The sequence below is a fragment of the Streptomyces sp. CA-106110 genome (assembly GCF_050936285.1).
Lineage (GTDB): Bacteria > Actinomycetota > Actinomycetes > Streptomycetales > Streptomycetaceae > Streptomyces.
Genome location: NZ_JBNJNB010000001.1, coordinates 6,684,481 through 6,698,376, shown reverse-complemented (window position 1 = coordinate 6,698,376; position 13,896 = coordinate 6,684,481). Strand labels below are relative to the sequence as shown.

At 70.8% G+C, this 13,896-nt stretch carries 14 protein-coding genes; 8 read left to right on the top strand and 6 right to left on the bottom strand.

From position 1 onward, the window contains the following. Positions 1–35 precede the first annotated feature (35 nt). Positions 36–1,466 (top strand): alpha,alpha-trehalose-phosphate synthase (UDP-forming), encoded by a 1,431-nt coding sequence (locus tag ACQEXA_RS30920; RefSeq protein ID WP_433131679.1) that lies wholly within the window; start codon positions 36–38, stop codon positions 1,464–1,466. Between the two features lie 64 nt (positions 1,467–1,530). Here the strand turns inward: ACQEXA_RS30920 and otsB are convergent, their stop codons facing one another. The 3 genes from otsB to ACQEXA_RS30905 form a co-directional block, all read right to left on the bottom strand. Then, on the bottom strand, positions 1,531–2,388 hold the full coding sequence (otsB, locus tag ACQEXA_RS30915; RefSeq protein ID WP_432929427.1) for a trehalose-phosphatase: 858 nt from the start codon (positions 2,386–2,388) through the stop codon (positions 1,531–1,533). An 80-nt stretch (positions 2,389–2,468) separates the two neighbouring features. Next, positions 2,469–2,696: a DUF3263 domain-containing protein gene (locus ACQEXA_RS30910; protein ID WP_432929429.1), complete on the bottom strand. Its 228-nt coding sequence runs from the start codon at positions 2,694–2,696 to the stop codon at positions 2,469–2,471. 186 nt (positions 2,697–2,882) lie between these two features. Next, entirely contained in the window at positions 2,883–4,175 is a 1,293-nt protein-coding gene (locus ACQEXA_RS30905; protein WP_433131677.1) for an ABC transporter substrate-binding protein, read from the bottom strand. Between the two features lie 105 nt (positions 4,176–4,280). On the opposite strand from ACQEXA_RS30905, the gene ACQEXA_RS30900 reads away from it, so the two are divergent. From ACQEXA_RS30900 to ACQEXA_RS30885, 4 genes are all read left to right on the top strand, one after another. Beyond that, positions 4,281–5,225, top strand: a complete 945-nt coding sequence (locus tag ACQEXA_RS30900) for an ROK family protein (RefSeq protein WP_432929433.1) — start codon at positions 4,281–4,283, stop codon at positions 5,223–5,225. Continuing rightward, a complete protein-coding gene (nagA, locus tag ACQEXA_RS30895; RefSeq protein WP_432929435.1) occupies positions 5,225–6,385 on the top strand; it encodes an N-acetylglucosamine-6-phosphate deacetylase in 1,161 nt (386 codons plus the stop codon). The genes ACQEXA_RS30900 and nagA overlap by 1 nt, the downstream gene beginning before the upstream one ends. A gap of 154 nt (positions 6,386–6,539) precedes the next feature. Continuing rightward, positions 6,540–7,469, top strand: coding sequence for a 1-phosphofructokinase family hexose kinase (locus ACQEXA_RS30890; protein ID WP_432939287.1), 930 nt, complete (start codon positions 6,540–6,542; stop codon positions 7,467–7,469). 285 nt (positions 7,470–7,754) lie between these two features. Further along, positions 7,755–7,985 carry a hypothetical protein gene (locus ACQEXA_RS30885; protein ID WP_432929437.1) on the top strand — a complete coding sequence of 77 codons (231 nt, stop codon included), beginning with the start codon at positions 7,755–7,757 and terminating at the stop codon, positions 7,983–7,985. Positions 7,986–8,062: 77 nt separating this feature from the next. Here the strand turns inward: ACQEXA_RS30885 and ACQEXA_RS30880 are convergent, their stop codons facing one another. Further along, positions 8,063–9,028 carry a CBM35 domain-containing protein gene (locus ACQEXA_RS30880; RefSeq protein ID WP_432929439.1) on the bottom strand — a complete coding sequence of 322 codons (966 nt, stop codon included), beginning with the start codon at positions 9,026–9,028 and terminating at the stop codon, positions 8,063–8,065. Positions 9,029–9,145: 117 nt separating this feature from the next. Beyond that, the gene (gene cdgB, locus ACQEXA_RS30875) at positions 9,146–10,816 is read right to left on the bottom strand and encodes a diguanylate cyclase CdgB (protein WP_432929441.1); all 1,671 of its coding nucleotides are present in this window, start codon (positions 10,814–10,816) and stop codon (positions 9,146–9,148) included. 475 nt (positions 10,817–11,291) lie between these two features. Here cdgB and ACQEXA_RS30870 point away from each other — a divergent pair, with 475 nt between their 5' ends. After that, positions 11,292–11,867 carry a flavin reductase family protein gene (locus ACQEXA_RS30870; RefSeq protein ID WP_432929443.1) on the top strand — a complete coding sequence of 192 codons (576 nt, stop codon included), beginning with the start codon at positions 11,292–11,294 and terminating at the stop codon, positions 11,865–11,867. A 92-nt stretch (positions 11,868–11,959) separates the two neighbouring features. Here ACQEXA_RS30870 and arfB read toward each other — a convergent pair whose 3' ends face one another. After that, positions 11,960–12,388, bottom strand: coding sequence for an alternative ribosome rescue aminoacyl-tRNA hydrolase ArfB (arfB, locus tag ACQEXA_RS30865; protein WP_433131675.1), 429 nt, complete (start codon positions 12,386–12,388; stop codon positions 11,960–11,962). Between the two features lie 211 nt (positions 12,389–12,599). Between arfB and ACQEXA_RS30860 the strand changes: the two genes are divergently transcribed. Both ACQEXA_RS30860 and ACQEXA_RS30855 read left to right on the top strand, forming a co-directional pair. Next, on the top strand, positions 12,600–13,175 hold the full coding sequence (locus tag ACQEXA_RS30860) for a TerD family protein (protein WP_359399889.1): 576 nt from the start codon (positions 12,600–12,602) through the stop codon (positions 13,173–13,175). 130 nt (positions 13,176–13,305) lie between these two features. Then, positions 13,306–13,818 (top strand): GNAT family N-acetyltransferase, encoded by a 513-nt coding sequence (locus ACQEXA_RS30855; RefSeq protein WP_432929448.1) that lies wholly within the window; start codon positions 13,306–13,308, stop codon positions 13,816–13,818. Positions 13,819–13,896 lie beyond the last annotated feature (78 nt).

Sequence of the window (13,896 nt, the reverse complement as noted above, 5' to 3'; positions counted from 1 at the left end):
TTTGAGCGTTTAGGCTCCGGGCTAGGTTTCGTGGCATGGCTTCCCCGCACACGGCTTCCGTACTTGTCGCCTCCAACCGCGGCCCGGTCTCGTACACGCTGGACGAGAGGGGGGAGCTCACCGCCAAGCGGGGCGGTGGCGGACTGGTCTCCGGACTGTCGGCGATCGGCCCGGACACGGACGCCGTCTGGATCTGCTCCGCCCTGAACGACGCCGACCGTGAGACCGTCCGGCGCACGGGCGGTGCGCTCGATCCGGCCGACACCGGCGGGCAGCGCGTACGGATGCTCGACATCGACGCGCGGGTGCACGCCGACGCGTACAACGGCATCGCGAACTCGGTGCTGTGGTTCGTGCACCACATGCTGTACCAGACGCCGCTCGAGCCGGTCTTCGACGCGGCGTTCCGGCGCCAGTGGAAGGCCTACGAGGAGTACAACCGCGCGTTCGCCGAGGCACTCGCCCAGGAGGCGGGCCAGGGCGCGGCGGTCCTGATCCAGGACTACCACCTCACCCTGGCCCCCCTGATGCTCCGCGGTCTGCGCCCGGACCTGCGGATCGGTCACTTCTCGCACACTCCGTGGGCGCCGCCGGAGTACTTCCGGATGCTGCCCGACGACATCGCGGCGCAGGTGCTCGGCGGGATCCTGGGCGCCGACCGGGCGGCGTTCCTGACGCAGCGCTGGGCGGACGCGTTCACCGAGTGCTGCCACGCGGTCCTCGGCCCCGGCAGCGCCTCGGGCACGCGCATCGGTGTGCACGGACTGGGCGCTGACGCCGACTTCCTGCGGTGGCGGGCGCACCAGCCGGACGTGAACGAGCGGATGGCGGCGCTGCGGCAGCAGATCGGCACGACTCCCGACGGCAGGCCCCGGAAGACGATCGTGCGGGTGGACCGCACCGAGCTGTCGAAGAACATCGTGCGCGGGCTGCTGGCGTACGAGGAGTTGCTGGAATCCCGGCCCGAGTGGCGCGAACGGGTCGTCCACATCGCCTTTGCGTACCCCTCCCGCCAGGACCTGGCCGTCTACCGGGACTACACCGCGGAGGTGGAGCGGGTGGCGACGGAGATCAACTCGCGGTACGGCACCGCGGACTGGACTCCGGTCGAGCTGCATGTGAAGGACGACTTCGCGCGCTCGCTGGCCGCGTACCGGCTGGCGGACGTGGCCCTGGTGAACCCGATCCGGGACGGTATGAACCTGGTCGCCAAGGAGGTCCCGGTGGTCTCCGACGGAGGCTGCGCACTGGTGTTGTCCCGGGAGGCCGGGGCGTTCGAGGAGCTGGCCGAGGACGCGGTGCCGGTGAACCCGTACGACATCGGGGGCATGACGGCGGCCCTGCACCAGGCGCTGTCCATGGGACCGGGTGAGCGCGCGGAGCGCACGAAGCGGTTGGCCGCGCAGGCCACGGCGCTGCCCCCGGCCCGGTGGTTCCTGGAACAGCTGGCCGCGCTGGAGGGTTGAGCGGTCCGCTCCGGGCCGCCGACCGTCCGCGGGCCGCTCGTGCCGACGGCCTGCCCCCTCGCCCCTATCGGGGCGGTTCGGCGAGCCGCTGTGCCAACGACCTCAGCAGCCGCACCACTCCTCCGGGGCCGTCGACCACCAGATCCGCGCGTTCGGCCAGTTCGGTGACCTCCTCGCTGCCGCTGCAGACGAGGAGACCGGACACGCCGTCCGAGCGGAGCTTTTCGACGGCCGCGAAGGCGGACAGGTCGCCGAGGTCGTCGCCGACGTACATGACCGCTCCCGCACCGATCTCGCGCAGGTACTCCAGCAGGGCCACCCCCTTGTCCATGCCCGGCGGGCGCAGCTCCAGGACCATGCGGCCCGGCTCGACGATCAGCCCGTGCCGGGTGGCGAGGTCGGCGAGGGGTTCGCGCAGGGCCTCGAATGCGGCTTGCGGATCCTCGGCGCGGCGGGTGTGCACGGCGACGGCACGCCCCTTCTCCTCGATCCACGTCCCCCCCCAGGCTCCGATCCGGTCGAGGACGCCGGGGAGTTCGGCGCGGACGGCGGCGACGCCGGGATGCGGGGCGGGGGCGTCGACAGTGCCGGTGCGGGCGTCCCAGCGTTCGGCGCCGTAGTGGCCGAGAACCACGAGGTGTTCGAGTCCAGGCACGTCCGCGAAGCCGCCGTGGCGGACGGCGACGCCGGCCGGGCGGCCGGTGACGACCGCGACGGAGGCGACCTTGGGGGCGAGGGCCGCGAGGGCCGGCACCGCGTCGGGGTGGGCGCGGGCCTGATCGGGGTCGGGGACGATCGGGGCGAGCGTCCCGTCGAAGTCGAAGGCGAGAACGGCCCGCTCGGGCCGGGCGAGGATGGCGTCGAGACCGTCGCGCCCCGCCGGGGTGGCGGGCGTCGGCAAGGAGTCCGTGTGGCTGCCCATGACACGACCCTATCCGCGCGAGGGCGGGCTCACGCATGGCTCGGGGATGCGCGGGCGGCGCGCCCCGCCGCGCGGCGCGCTCAGCGCTCGGCGCGGCGGGACTCGCGGACGCGGCGGAGCCGGTTGACGGTGACCGGGGCGTGCGCCAGGGCTCTCGGATCGTCGAGGAGGGCGTTGAGCAGCTGGTAGTACCGGATGGGGGCGAGACCGAGCTGCTCGCGTATGGCACGCTCCTTGGCCCCCGGGCCGGAGAAACCGCGTCCCTCCAGAGCGAGGATGGCCTTCTCGCGAGGGGTGAGGTCGTCCATGGAGGAACCGTAGCCGCAGGGTCCGACAGTCGGCCCGTCGCGGCCCCCCACCCCTCGGCCGAAGCCGAGAGGAAGATCGAGGGGCGAGAGCGAGCCCCAGGCCGGTCGGCCCGGGGTACGGAAGCGCGGTCCCCGGGGACTGATCCCCGAGCGGACCGGCACCTTTCCTGCCTGCCCCGCCGGAGGCTAGCCCGCGGAGCTGTTGTCGGCCGTCACCGCCGACCGCTGCAGCCCGCCCAGGATGGCCGCCGGGCTGCCGCCGGGGCCGACCGCCTTGCCTATCTGCTGCTTGATGTCCGCGCTGACGCCCGCCCAGGACGTCTTGCCGGCGGGATACAGCTCCGAGGTCGGCAGTTCCTCGAGGAAGGGCGACAGATCCGCGTCCTTGGGCGACGCCGTCATCGTCTCCTGTGCCGAGCTCGTGACCGGCAGCAGGTCGTACTCCCGCGAGAACGCCAGCACGTTCTTCTCGTCGTACACGTAGTCGAGGAACGCGCGGATCTGGTCCTGGTGGCCGCCCTGCCTGAACGCCGTCATCCAGTCCGCCACGCCCATCGTGGACTTCGCCCGGCCGTCGGCCCCCGGCATCGGCACCATGCCGAACCGCACGCCCTTCGCCCGCGCCGTCTTCATCAATGAGGGATGCCCGTTCAGCATGCCGACCTCGCCGCGGGTGAAGGCGGCGAAGGCGTCGGCGCGGTTCAGCTTCCCCGGCGCGACGGGACCCGTCAGGCCCTTGTCCACCAGCTCGTCCTTGAGCCAGTCGAAGGTGGCCACGGTCTGGGCGGAGTCGAGGTCGTAGGAACCGAAGCCGTCCAGGTATCCGTCGCCGCCGCTGAGCAGCCACTGCATCGTCTCCGCCTGCGCCTCCTCCGGGCCCAGCGGCAGCGCGTACGGGAACTTCACCCCCTTGGCCTTCAGCGCCCGCGCGTCCGCCGCCAGTTCGCTCCAGCTCGTGGGAGGGGTGATCCCCGCCTCGGAGAACAGCGTCTTGTTGTAGAAGAGGAGCCGCGTCGACGCCGCGAACGGCATGCCGTACTGAACGCGGTTCACCTTCCCGGCGTCGCTCAGCTCGGAGGCGAAGTCGGCCTGGACGGGGATCGAGAGCACTTCGTCGGCCCGGTACAGCTTCCCCGCCGCCCCGTAGTCCGCGTACGCCCCGATCTGCGCCATGTCCGGCGCGTGGCCTGCGGCGACCATCTCCTTGACCTTGCGGTCCACCTCGTTCCAGGAGTAGACGCCGACCTCGACCTTGATCCCCGGGTGCTCCGCCTCGAAGTCGTGGACCAGCTTGTCCCAGTACTTCTTGGAGCTGTTCGCCGGTGAGTCCCCGTAGTCCGCGGCCACCAGCCGCAGCGTCACGTCATCGGAGCCGGCCGGGCCTCCGCAGGCCGCCAGAGTCCCTGTCGCTCCCAGAGCGGACACCGCCGCGATCAGACCCTGCTGCCATGTCGTCCTACGCGTCCTGCGCCGCTGCACTTTTCTAGACCAACCCTGTTGTCTTGCTATTTGGACTATCGACATCAGGTCTACACCACGTGAGTGGACTAGACCTCTTACGGGTGCAGGCGCCACACTGTTTCCGTGAGACATGTCATCGCCCTCGACGTGGGCGGCACCGGGATGAAGGCCGCCCTGGTCGGGGCCGGGGGCGAGCTGCTGCACCAGGCGCGCAGGGCCACCGGCCGCGAGCGCGGGCCCGAAGCGGTGGTGGAGTCGATCCTCGGCTTCGCCGCCGAGCTGCGCGCACACGGCGAGCGGCACCTCGGCGAGCCGGCCGCCGCCGCGGGCGTCGCCGTCCCCGGCATCGTCGACGCCGACCGCGGCATCGCCGCCTACTCGGCCAACCTCGGCTGGCGCGATGTACCCCTGCGTGACCTGCTCAGTCACCGCCTGGCCGGGGCGCCCGTCGCCCTCGGGCACGACGTGCGCACCGGAGGGCTCGCCGAGGGCCGGATCGGCGCGGGCAGGGGAGCGGACCGCTTTCTGTTCGTGCCCCTCGGCACCGGCATCGCGGGCGCCATCGGGATCGGCGGCCGGGTGGAGGCCGGCGCCCACGGCTTCGCGGGCGAGATCGGCCATGTCGTCGTACGGCCCGGCGGGACCCCGTGTCCGTGCGGCCAGCACGGCTGCCTGGAGCGCTACGCGTCCGCGGCGGCGGTGAGCGCGGCATGGGCCGAGGCCTCCGGGAACCCGGAGGCGGACGCCTCGGACTGCGCGAAGGCCGTGGCGTCCGGTGAGCCGAACGCCGTCCGGGTCTGGCAGGAGGCGGTGGACGCACTCGCCGACGGCCTGGTCACCGCCCTCACCCTGCTGGACCCGCGCACGCTCATCATCGGTGGCGGGCTCGCCGAGGCAGGGGAAACGTTGTTCACACCGCTGCGGGACGCCGTCCGGCGGCGGCTCACCTTCCAGAAAGCGCCGTCGATCGTCCCCGCGGCCCTGGGAGACACCGCGGGATGCCTGGGCGCGGGACTCCTCGCCTGGGATCTCCTCGAATCCACCGACCGTTCGGAGGTAACCACCTGATGGCCGCTAGCAAGGTTCTCGCCGGTGCCCGGGTGGTGCTGCCCACCGGGATCGTCGACGACGGCCGCGTCGTCGTCGAGGGCACACGGATCGTCGACGTCGGTGCTCCAGGGCCGGAGGCCGCCGGAAGTGCGCAGGTGACCGACGTACGGGGCCACTGGCTGGTACCCGGATTCGTCGACATCCACAACCACGGCGGCGGCGGTGCCTCCTTCTCGGGCACGGCCGAGGACGCCCTGGCGGCCATCCGCACCCACCGGTCGCACGGCACCACGACCCTCGTCGCCTCGACCGTCACGAACGACATGGGCTTCCTGACCAAGCAGGCCGGGTTGCTGTCGGAACTGGCCGAACAGGGCGACATCGCCGGCATCCACTTCGAGGGACCGTTCATCTCCCCGTGCCGCAAGGGCGCGCACTCCGAGGAACTGCTGCGCGACCCCGATCCGGCGGAGGTCCGCAAGCTGATCAACGCATCCCGCGGCCACGCGAAAATGGTCACCCTCGCCACCGAACTGCGCGGCGGCATCGAGTCGGTGCGGCTGCTGGCCGAGCACGGCGTGATCGCCGCGATCGGGCACACGGACGCGACGTACGAGCAGACGGTGCAGGCCATCGACGCGGGTGCCACGGTCGCCACCCACCTCTTCAACGCGATGCCGCCACTCGGCCACCGCACCCCGGGCCCCATCGCGGCGCTCCTGGAGGACGAGCGGATCACGGTCGAACTGATCGACGACGGCACGCATCTGCACCCGGCCTCGCTCCAGCTGGCGTTCCATCACGCGGGCGCGGGGCGGGTCGCGTTCATCACGGACGCGATGGACGCGGCCGGTGGCGGCGACGGGCGGTACATGCTCGGCCCGCTCGAGGTGGAGGTGGCCGACGGCGTGGCGCGCCTGGTGGAGGGCGGCTCGATCGCGGGCTCGACGCTCACCCTGGACCGCGCGTTCCGGCGGGCGGTCACAGTCGACCGGCTGCCGGTGCAGGACGTCGTCGCGGCCATTTCGGTCAACCCGGCGAAGCTGCTGGGCGTTTACGACCGCACGGGCTCCCTGGAGCCCGGCAAGGACGCCGACCTGGTGCTGCTGGACGCGGAATTCGCCCTCAAGGGCGTGATGCGCCGCGGCGAGTGGGTGGTCGATCCCCAACTGGGGTGATTCATCCGCTTGTTGACGCAAGGCGGTCGGTCCGGGGTACTGGGCCGACCGCCTCTGATTTGGCATGATCGAGCCTCCGCACATGCCGACGGCACGCGCCATCCGGAACCCCTGGACCGCGCAGCGCACCGTCACCTTCGAGGGAGGTCCCCAGGTGATCCTGACGGTCACGCTGAACACCGCTCTCGACATCACCTATCGCGTGCGCGCGCTGAGGCCGCGCGGCTCGCACCGGGTGACCGAGGTCGCCGAACGCCCCGGCGGCAAGGGGCTGAACGTGGCCCGGGTGCTCGCCGCACTCGGCCACGAGGTGACCGCCACGGGCTTCGCGGGCGGCGCGACGGGCCGTTCCGTCCGCGACGGGCTCGGCCGCACGCCGGGCGTGGTGGACGCGCTCGTCCCGGTCGAAGGCGCGACCCGGCGCACGATCGCGGTCGTCGACCGGACGACCGGCGACACCACCCAGTTCAACGAGCCGGGACCGGTGATAACCCCCGCCGAGTGGGCCGCGTTCCTGAAGACGTACGGGGATCTGGTGCCCTCGGCCACGGCGGTGGCCCTGTGCGGCAGCCTGCCGCCGGGCGTGCCGGTGGGTGCGTACGCCCAGCTGGTGCGCACCGCACGAGCGGCGGGCGTGCCCGTGCTGCTGGACACGAGCGGTGAACCGTTGCGCCGCGGCGTCGCCGCGCGCCCGGACATGGTCAAGCCGAACGCCGAGGAACTGGCCGAACTCACGGGCTCCCACGAGCCGTCGCAGGCCACCCGGGACGCCCGTCGGCGCGGGGCCCACACGGTGGTCGCCTCGCTGGGCGCGGAGGGTCTGCTCGCCGTGAACGCGGAGGGCCGCTGGCGTGCCGCCCCGCCGCGCCGGTTCCAGGGCAACCCGACGGGTGCCGGCGACTCGGCGGTCGCGGGCCTGCTGTCGGGTCTGGTGGAACGCCTCTCGTGGCCCGCCCGCCTGGCCCGGGCGGTGGCCCTGTCCGCGGCGACCGTACTGGCGCCGACGGCGGGCGAGTTCGACCGGCGGGCCTATGAGGAGTTGCTGGAGCAGGTGACTATCACCCAGCAAAACGCCGCAGCTTGAGTCCTTATCGATTTTCTGCCACCCAAGTCGGCGCAAAAATGGCGGCAGCAAACCGCAACCCCGAAATAGCATGAGCGCGTCAACTTACCCTCTGGAAGAGGCTAGAAGATGCGTAAGTCACTCACAGCCGCAGGAATCGTCGGTGCTTCACTGCTCCTGGCTATCGGGATCTCGAGTTCCGCCTATGCAGCCGACCCCGTGTACCGAGGATGTACCACGACAGGCGCTTCTGGCCTGTTGAGGATATCCGACTGGGACAATCCCGGCTCCACCGTGGGCATTCACATGGAGATCAGCGACACCGCAGCCGATGGCCACCACGTGCGCATGCGCTTCGTGTCCAAGCAGACAGACGGCAAGGTTCACTATTGGGCGTGGCACAAGAACACCGGAGGTACGGGCACCATCACGTACAACACCACGGCGTCAGATAGTCGAGGTATCTTCGATGCCGGTGTCCAAGTGGCTCGCTTCGAAGGCGACACGCTCCTGAACTCGTGCACGGACTGGAATTAGGCATCTCGCGTATTCCGCGAATATAGCTAAAGTAAGTGGAGCCGTGCGGCGTGCAAGGCTCCACTTATTCTGAGTCGTTAATTGTCCCAGCCCTCAGTCAGCCAAAACTGGTCGAGATAGGTGTTGCACTGGTTCCCCTGCTCGCAGGAGATTCGGATGGTATTGGTGCCCTTGTTGAGCTGGACATAGTTGTACGTCTTCGTCCACCCCTTCTCCCAGTCCCCCTGGGGTGCCTGCGCCCAGTTCTTCAAGGACAGGGGGGTGGTCTGGGCAGTCCCGTTGACCGTGAGGGTGGCCGTGGCGTCGACGCCGGGCACGCCGTATCCGGTGTGCAGCGTGTACTTGCCGGTCGCGGGCACGTCCACACTCCAAGTCACGGCAGCGCCGACGTTGTTGAAGCCCTGGACGTAGATGCCGCCGTCGGACTTGGCGCCCTTCACGTCGGAGGCGAGTGCCGTACCGCCTTCCAGCCGCAGCGCCTTCGCGTCGACCTTCGGCAGTTCACCGGCGGTCGCGGAGGCGGACGCCGACGCGCTCGAGGAGGCGCTGTGCGAGGCCGCCGGGCTGTTCGACTGGCCGCCCGCCGCGTTCTTGTCGTCGTCCGAGTTGCCGCCGATCATGGCGACCGAGATGCCGATCACCACCGCGGCGACCACCGCGATCGCACCGATCAGCAGGCCCTTGGTGTTCGGGCCCCGGCCCCGTCCGCCGCCTCCCCCGCCGACCGGGGTCTGACGGGTCGTGGGCGCGGCCCCCGGCACGGTCTCGGGCGCGGCGTAGTGCGCGTTCGGCTGACCGTAGGCGGTCTGGCCGTACGTCTGCTGCTGCTGCGGGACCTGGCCGTAGGCGGCTGTCGCGGGCTGCGGCTGGGGCTGCGGCTGGCCGTACTGGCGCTGCCCGACCGCACGCACTCTGTTGACAGAGCCCGGGTAGCCGTAACCCCCTGTGGGCGGCTGTGCGCCGTTGGCCTGACCGTCGGCGTAGAGATAGCCGAACGGATCCTCGTCCTCGGGCGTGCTCTCGCCGTTGTTGCCGGCCGTCATCCCTAGGTCTCCTCAGCAGGTGCGGGTCCAGATACATACGGGGCTGAATGGCGAGCCTACCCGTTCCGCGGACCCCAGACGGATGTTCTTCCCGTCACCCATACGCCGACCTGCGGCCTAACCGGCGCGCCGATGCTGTTTGGGACGAGATCGTTTCTCTACGTACATGCGTTCGTCAGCGGATTTCAACACTTCGTCCGCCGTCATTCCACAGTGCGCCCAGCCGATGCCGAAACTCGCGCCGACCCGCATGGCGCGGCCGTCGACCCGGATCGGCTGGATGATCTCGTTGCGCAGGCGCACCGCGAGGTCCTGGGCGTCGGCCTTGCCGAGCCCGTTGGCGAGGACGACGAACTCGTCGCCGCCGAGCCGGGCGACCGTGTCCCCGTCGCGCACGCCGCGGCTGAGCCGCCGGGCGACCTCGATGAGGACGGCGTCGCCCGCGTTGTGCCCGAACCGGTCGTTGATCGACTTGAAGCCGTCGAGGTCGCAGAAGAGCACCGCGAGCCCCTTGGTGCCGTCGTCGGTGTCACCGTCCGGGGCGACGGTGTGCACATGGTGGTCGAAGGCGTCGTACGGGCCCGGGGCGGCATGGAAGTCGAAGGTGTGCCCGGGGCCGTCGAACGCCGGGTGGCCCACCCCGTGATCCCCGTACGCGGCGTCCAGGGAGTCCGCCGCGCCCGGTGGCAGGGACTGCGGGCGCTGGCAGAGACGGGCGGACAGCCGGGAGCGCAGCTCGGCGGAGTTGGGCAGGCCGGTGAGCGAGTCGTGCGAGGCCCGGTGGGCGAGCTGCAGCTCGCGGCGCTTGCGCTCCTCTATGTCCTCGACGTGGGTGAGCAGGAAGCGGGGCCCGTCGGCGGCGTCCGCGACGACGGAGTTGCGCAGGGAGACCCAGACATAGGTGCCGTCCCGGCGTCCGAGCCGCAGCTCGGCCCGCCCGCCCTCGGCGGAGGTCCGCAGCAGCGTGCCTATGTCCTCGGGGTGCACGAGGTCGGAGAAGGAGTAGCGGCGCATGGCGGAGGCGGGCCGGCCCAGCAGACGGCACAGCGCGTCGTTGGTCCGCAGGATGCGCCCGTGCTGCTCGCCGCCCATCTCGGCGATGGCCATGCCGGAGGGGGCGTACTCGAAGGCCTGCCGGAAGGACTCCTCGCTGGCGCGCAGAGCCTGCTGCTCCCGCTCCAGGCGGACCAGGGCCCGCTGCATGTTGGCCCGCAGCCGCGCGTTGCTGATGGCGATGGCGGCCTGGAAGGCGTACATCTGCAGCGCCTCCCGGCCCCAGGCCCCGGGGCGCCGCCCGTTGCGCGGCCGGTCGACGGATATGACCCCGATGAGCTCACCGCAGGAGCCCTGCACGCCCGGCGTGTACATGGGTGCGAAGAGGCGGTCGGAGGGGTGCCACTCGTCCTCGAAGCGGGGCTCGGGACCCTCGGTGTGCCACTGCGGCACATCGTCCTCGTCGAGGATCCAGCCCTCGGTGTGGGATATGAACCTGAGGTCGCCCCAGGCCTCGCCCATGCCCAGCCGGCGCTCCCAGGCGGCGCGGGAGCCGACCCGTCCGGTGATCAGCGACTCCGCGGCGGAGTTCCCGGCGAATGCCGCGACGACGAGGTCGCCGTCCGGGCGTACGAGGTTGACGGCCGCCAGCTCGTAGCCGAGACCGGTCACGATGCCGTCGGCGACGGTCTGCAGTGTGTCGGCCAGGCTGCGGGCGGTGTTCATGTCCGCCATGACCTGATGCAGCTGCCGCAGGGTCGCAAGGCGGACATACGGCTCCGACTCGGTCTCCATTCGCCCTCCCCTCGAGGTCTCGCAGCAACTCCAGGGACGCGTCGGCGTACTACGGTTCTCCCGGTTTTCCTAGGTGCGCTACCCGGCGTACTCCGCGCGTAGCGTCGTACAGCGCCCCCGCCACTGAATCACAGCGCGCTCCCCACTAGGTACACAGGGTCAACAAATAACGGCCCCTGTGACTCAAGTCACAGCGAAAGATGAACAATTGAGTGGTGATTCCGCGTTTTCTCTGTGCGTTTACAGAACACAATTGGGCGCCTGTGCAGATCTTGTGATCATACGCGCCAACGGAGTGCGGTCCAGAGTCTGTTGACTTTACGGCATGCCTCCCGTCGCGGCCGGTCCGGGGTGCGCGCAGGCCTCCCGCAGCGCCCCGGGGGGGGCCTCCCCCGGCGTCCGCCGATGGTCCTAGGTCGCGGTTCGGGCCCGGGCCCGATGTGCGGGTTCGAGGGCGCCGACTAGCGTTCCCGACGTGCTGAAGACTCCCCCTGCCACGCCCGTGCCCGTCGCACCGCCCGCCTCCGGGCATGCTGAGGGGGTGAGCAACGACGAGTTCCGCGCCGCCATGTCCCGGCTTGCCGCGGGTGTGGTCCTGGTGACCTCGCGCGAGCCGGCGCTGGACCCCGAGGGGCCCGGCGCCGAGGACGTCGGCATGACCGCAACCGCTTTCATGTCGGTGTCCCTGGACCCGCCCCTGGTACTGGTCAGCCTGCGCGAGGGTTCCCGTATGGACGACCTCCTCGCCGAACAGCCCCTGTGGGCCGTCTCGGTGCTCGCGGAGAGCCAGCGGCACATCGCGGGCCGGTTCGCCATGAAGGGCCGCATCAGCGACCGGCTCCTGTTCGAGGACATCCCGTACGTCCGCGGGGAAACCTCCGACGCCCTCCTGGTCGGCGGCGCGCTGGCGACCCTGGAGTGCCGTACGGAGCAGCGCGTGGCGGCCGGCGACCACACCCTGGTCATCGGCCGCGTGCTCGGCGCCCGGGTACCGAGTGCGGAAGGCGGGCCGCTGATGTACTTCCGGGGCCGCTACCGGCATCTGGGTTGAGGGAGTTCGCCTTCCCCGGACGCCCTGTGAAGGCATGGAGAATTCGCTTTCCTGCTCCGCCGTTTTCCGTCGCTAATTCGAAAAGGAGCCTTTTAACTCCAGTCCCTCCCCGACCGGCCGCGCTTGGTTTCCGAGCGCTGCTTCTTCTCGCGCAACCGGCGCTCGTTGATCCCCCGGGGGATGCGGGTCGCCCTCCTGGGTCTGGGCGGTGGCGCCGTCGCCTCGGCGAGCAGCGAGGCGAGGCGCACGGCGGCGGCCTCGCGGTTGCGCCACTGCGAACGGTGCTCGGAGGCGCGCACGGTGACGACTCCGTCGACCAACCGCCCCGCCAGCCGCTCGAGGGCCCGCTCCTTCCACACCGGGGGCAGCGCCTCGGTCCTCGCGAGGTCGAAACGCAGCTCGACCTGCGTGTCACTGGTGTTGACGTGCTGCCCGCCCGGCCCCGACGACCGCGAGAAACGCCACATGAGCTCGGCCTCGGGAAGCGAGACGGAGCCGCGGATGGTGTACGGACCGGACATGCCCCCATGGTCGCGCGGACCCGCGGCCCGCGTCACGCGAATATCGCCGGCGCCCGGCGCCGCCCGAGACCGCAGGTAAAGAAAGTAAAGAGATACGGAACCATCAGGACCCCTCTTGGCGTTGATACCGGTAGCTGTAGCTTCGTCCCCGTACGAAGCCAGCGCACAGGTACCGCACCGCGTACGCGACCGAGGGAAGGGACTCCCAACAATGGCTGTAAGCCTGTCCAAGGGTGGCAACGTCTCGCTCACCAAGGAGGCTCCGGGCCTGACCGCCGTCACCGTGGGCCTCGGCTGGGACGTCCGCACCACCACCGGCACGGACTTCGACCTCGACGCCTCGGCGATCGCGGTCAACAACCAGGGCAAGGTCTACTCCGACGCCCACTTCGTCTTCTTCAACAACAAGCAGACCCCGGACAACACGATCGTGCACACCGGTGACAACCGCACGGGTGAGGGCGCGGGCGACGACGAGGCGATCAACGTCAACCTGGCGGCCCTCCCGGCCGACATCGACAAGATCGTCTTCCCCGTCTCCATCTACGACGCGGAGTCCCGCTCGCAGAACTTCGGCCAGGTCCGCAACGCCTACATCCGGATCGTGAACCAGGCCGGCGGCCAGGAGATCGCCCGCTACGACCTCTCCGAGGACGCGGCCACCGAGACCGCCATGGTCTTCGGCGAGCTGTACCGCAACGGCGCGGAGTGGAAGTTCCGCGCGGTCGGCCAGGGCTACGCCTCGGGCCTGGTCGGCATCGCCCAGGACTTCGGCGTCAACGTCTGACATCCCGCAGCAGGCCTGAGCGGGAGCCCCCGGCGCGGTGTGCCGCGCCGGGGGCTCCCGTCTGTCCTCCCGGGGCGCCGGGTCCCAGCTTCCCGAAGGTGCGCCGCCGGGTCCGCGATACGTTGACTCCGTGATCCTCGAGCCCCTCCGCCTCACCCGCGACCACGACATCCCGGCGCCGCTGCTCACCGAACTCACCGCGCTCTACGCGTCCAACCGCGACTTCCACGCGCTCAGCGGTGACTTCCCCGACCCGGCCGACATCCGCCCGGAGCAGGTGGCGACGGCGCTGGCCGGGGAGTTGGTCAACCCGGACGTGGAGGTCCTCCTCGCCCGCAGTGCCGGGCGCCTGGCGGGAGTCGTGATCACTCTCGTCCACCACCCGGACCCGGCCGACCCGGACCCGTGGATCGGCCTGCTGATGGTGGACGCGGGCATGCAGCGGCAGGGCCACGGCCGGCGGCTCGTGTCCCTGGTCGAGGACCGTTTCCGGGCCGCGGGCCGCACCGGCCTGCGTCTTGCGGTGCTGGAGAACAACCCCAGGGCGCTGGCCTTCTGGACGGCACTCGACTACGAGACGATCGCCCGCCGGCCGGACCTGCAGCACGGCCGCCCCTGCTTCGTGATGCGCAAGGAGCTGTAGGGAACCCCCGTCACCGTCGCGCCCTGGGCCGAGGCCACCGACGTAGACCAGTCCCCGGAACGGGTGTCTCCCGTCTCC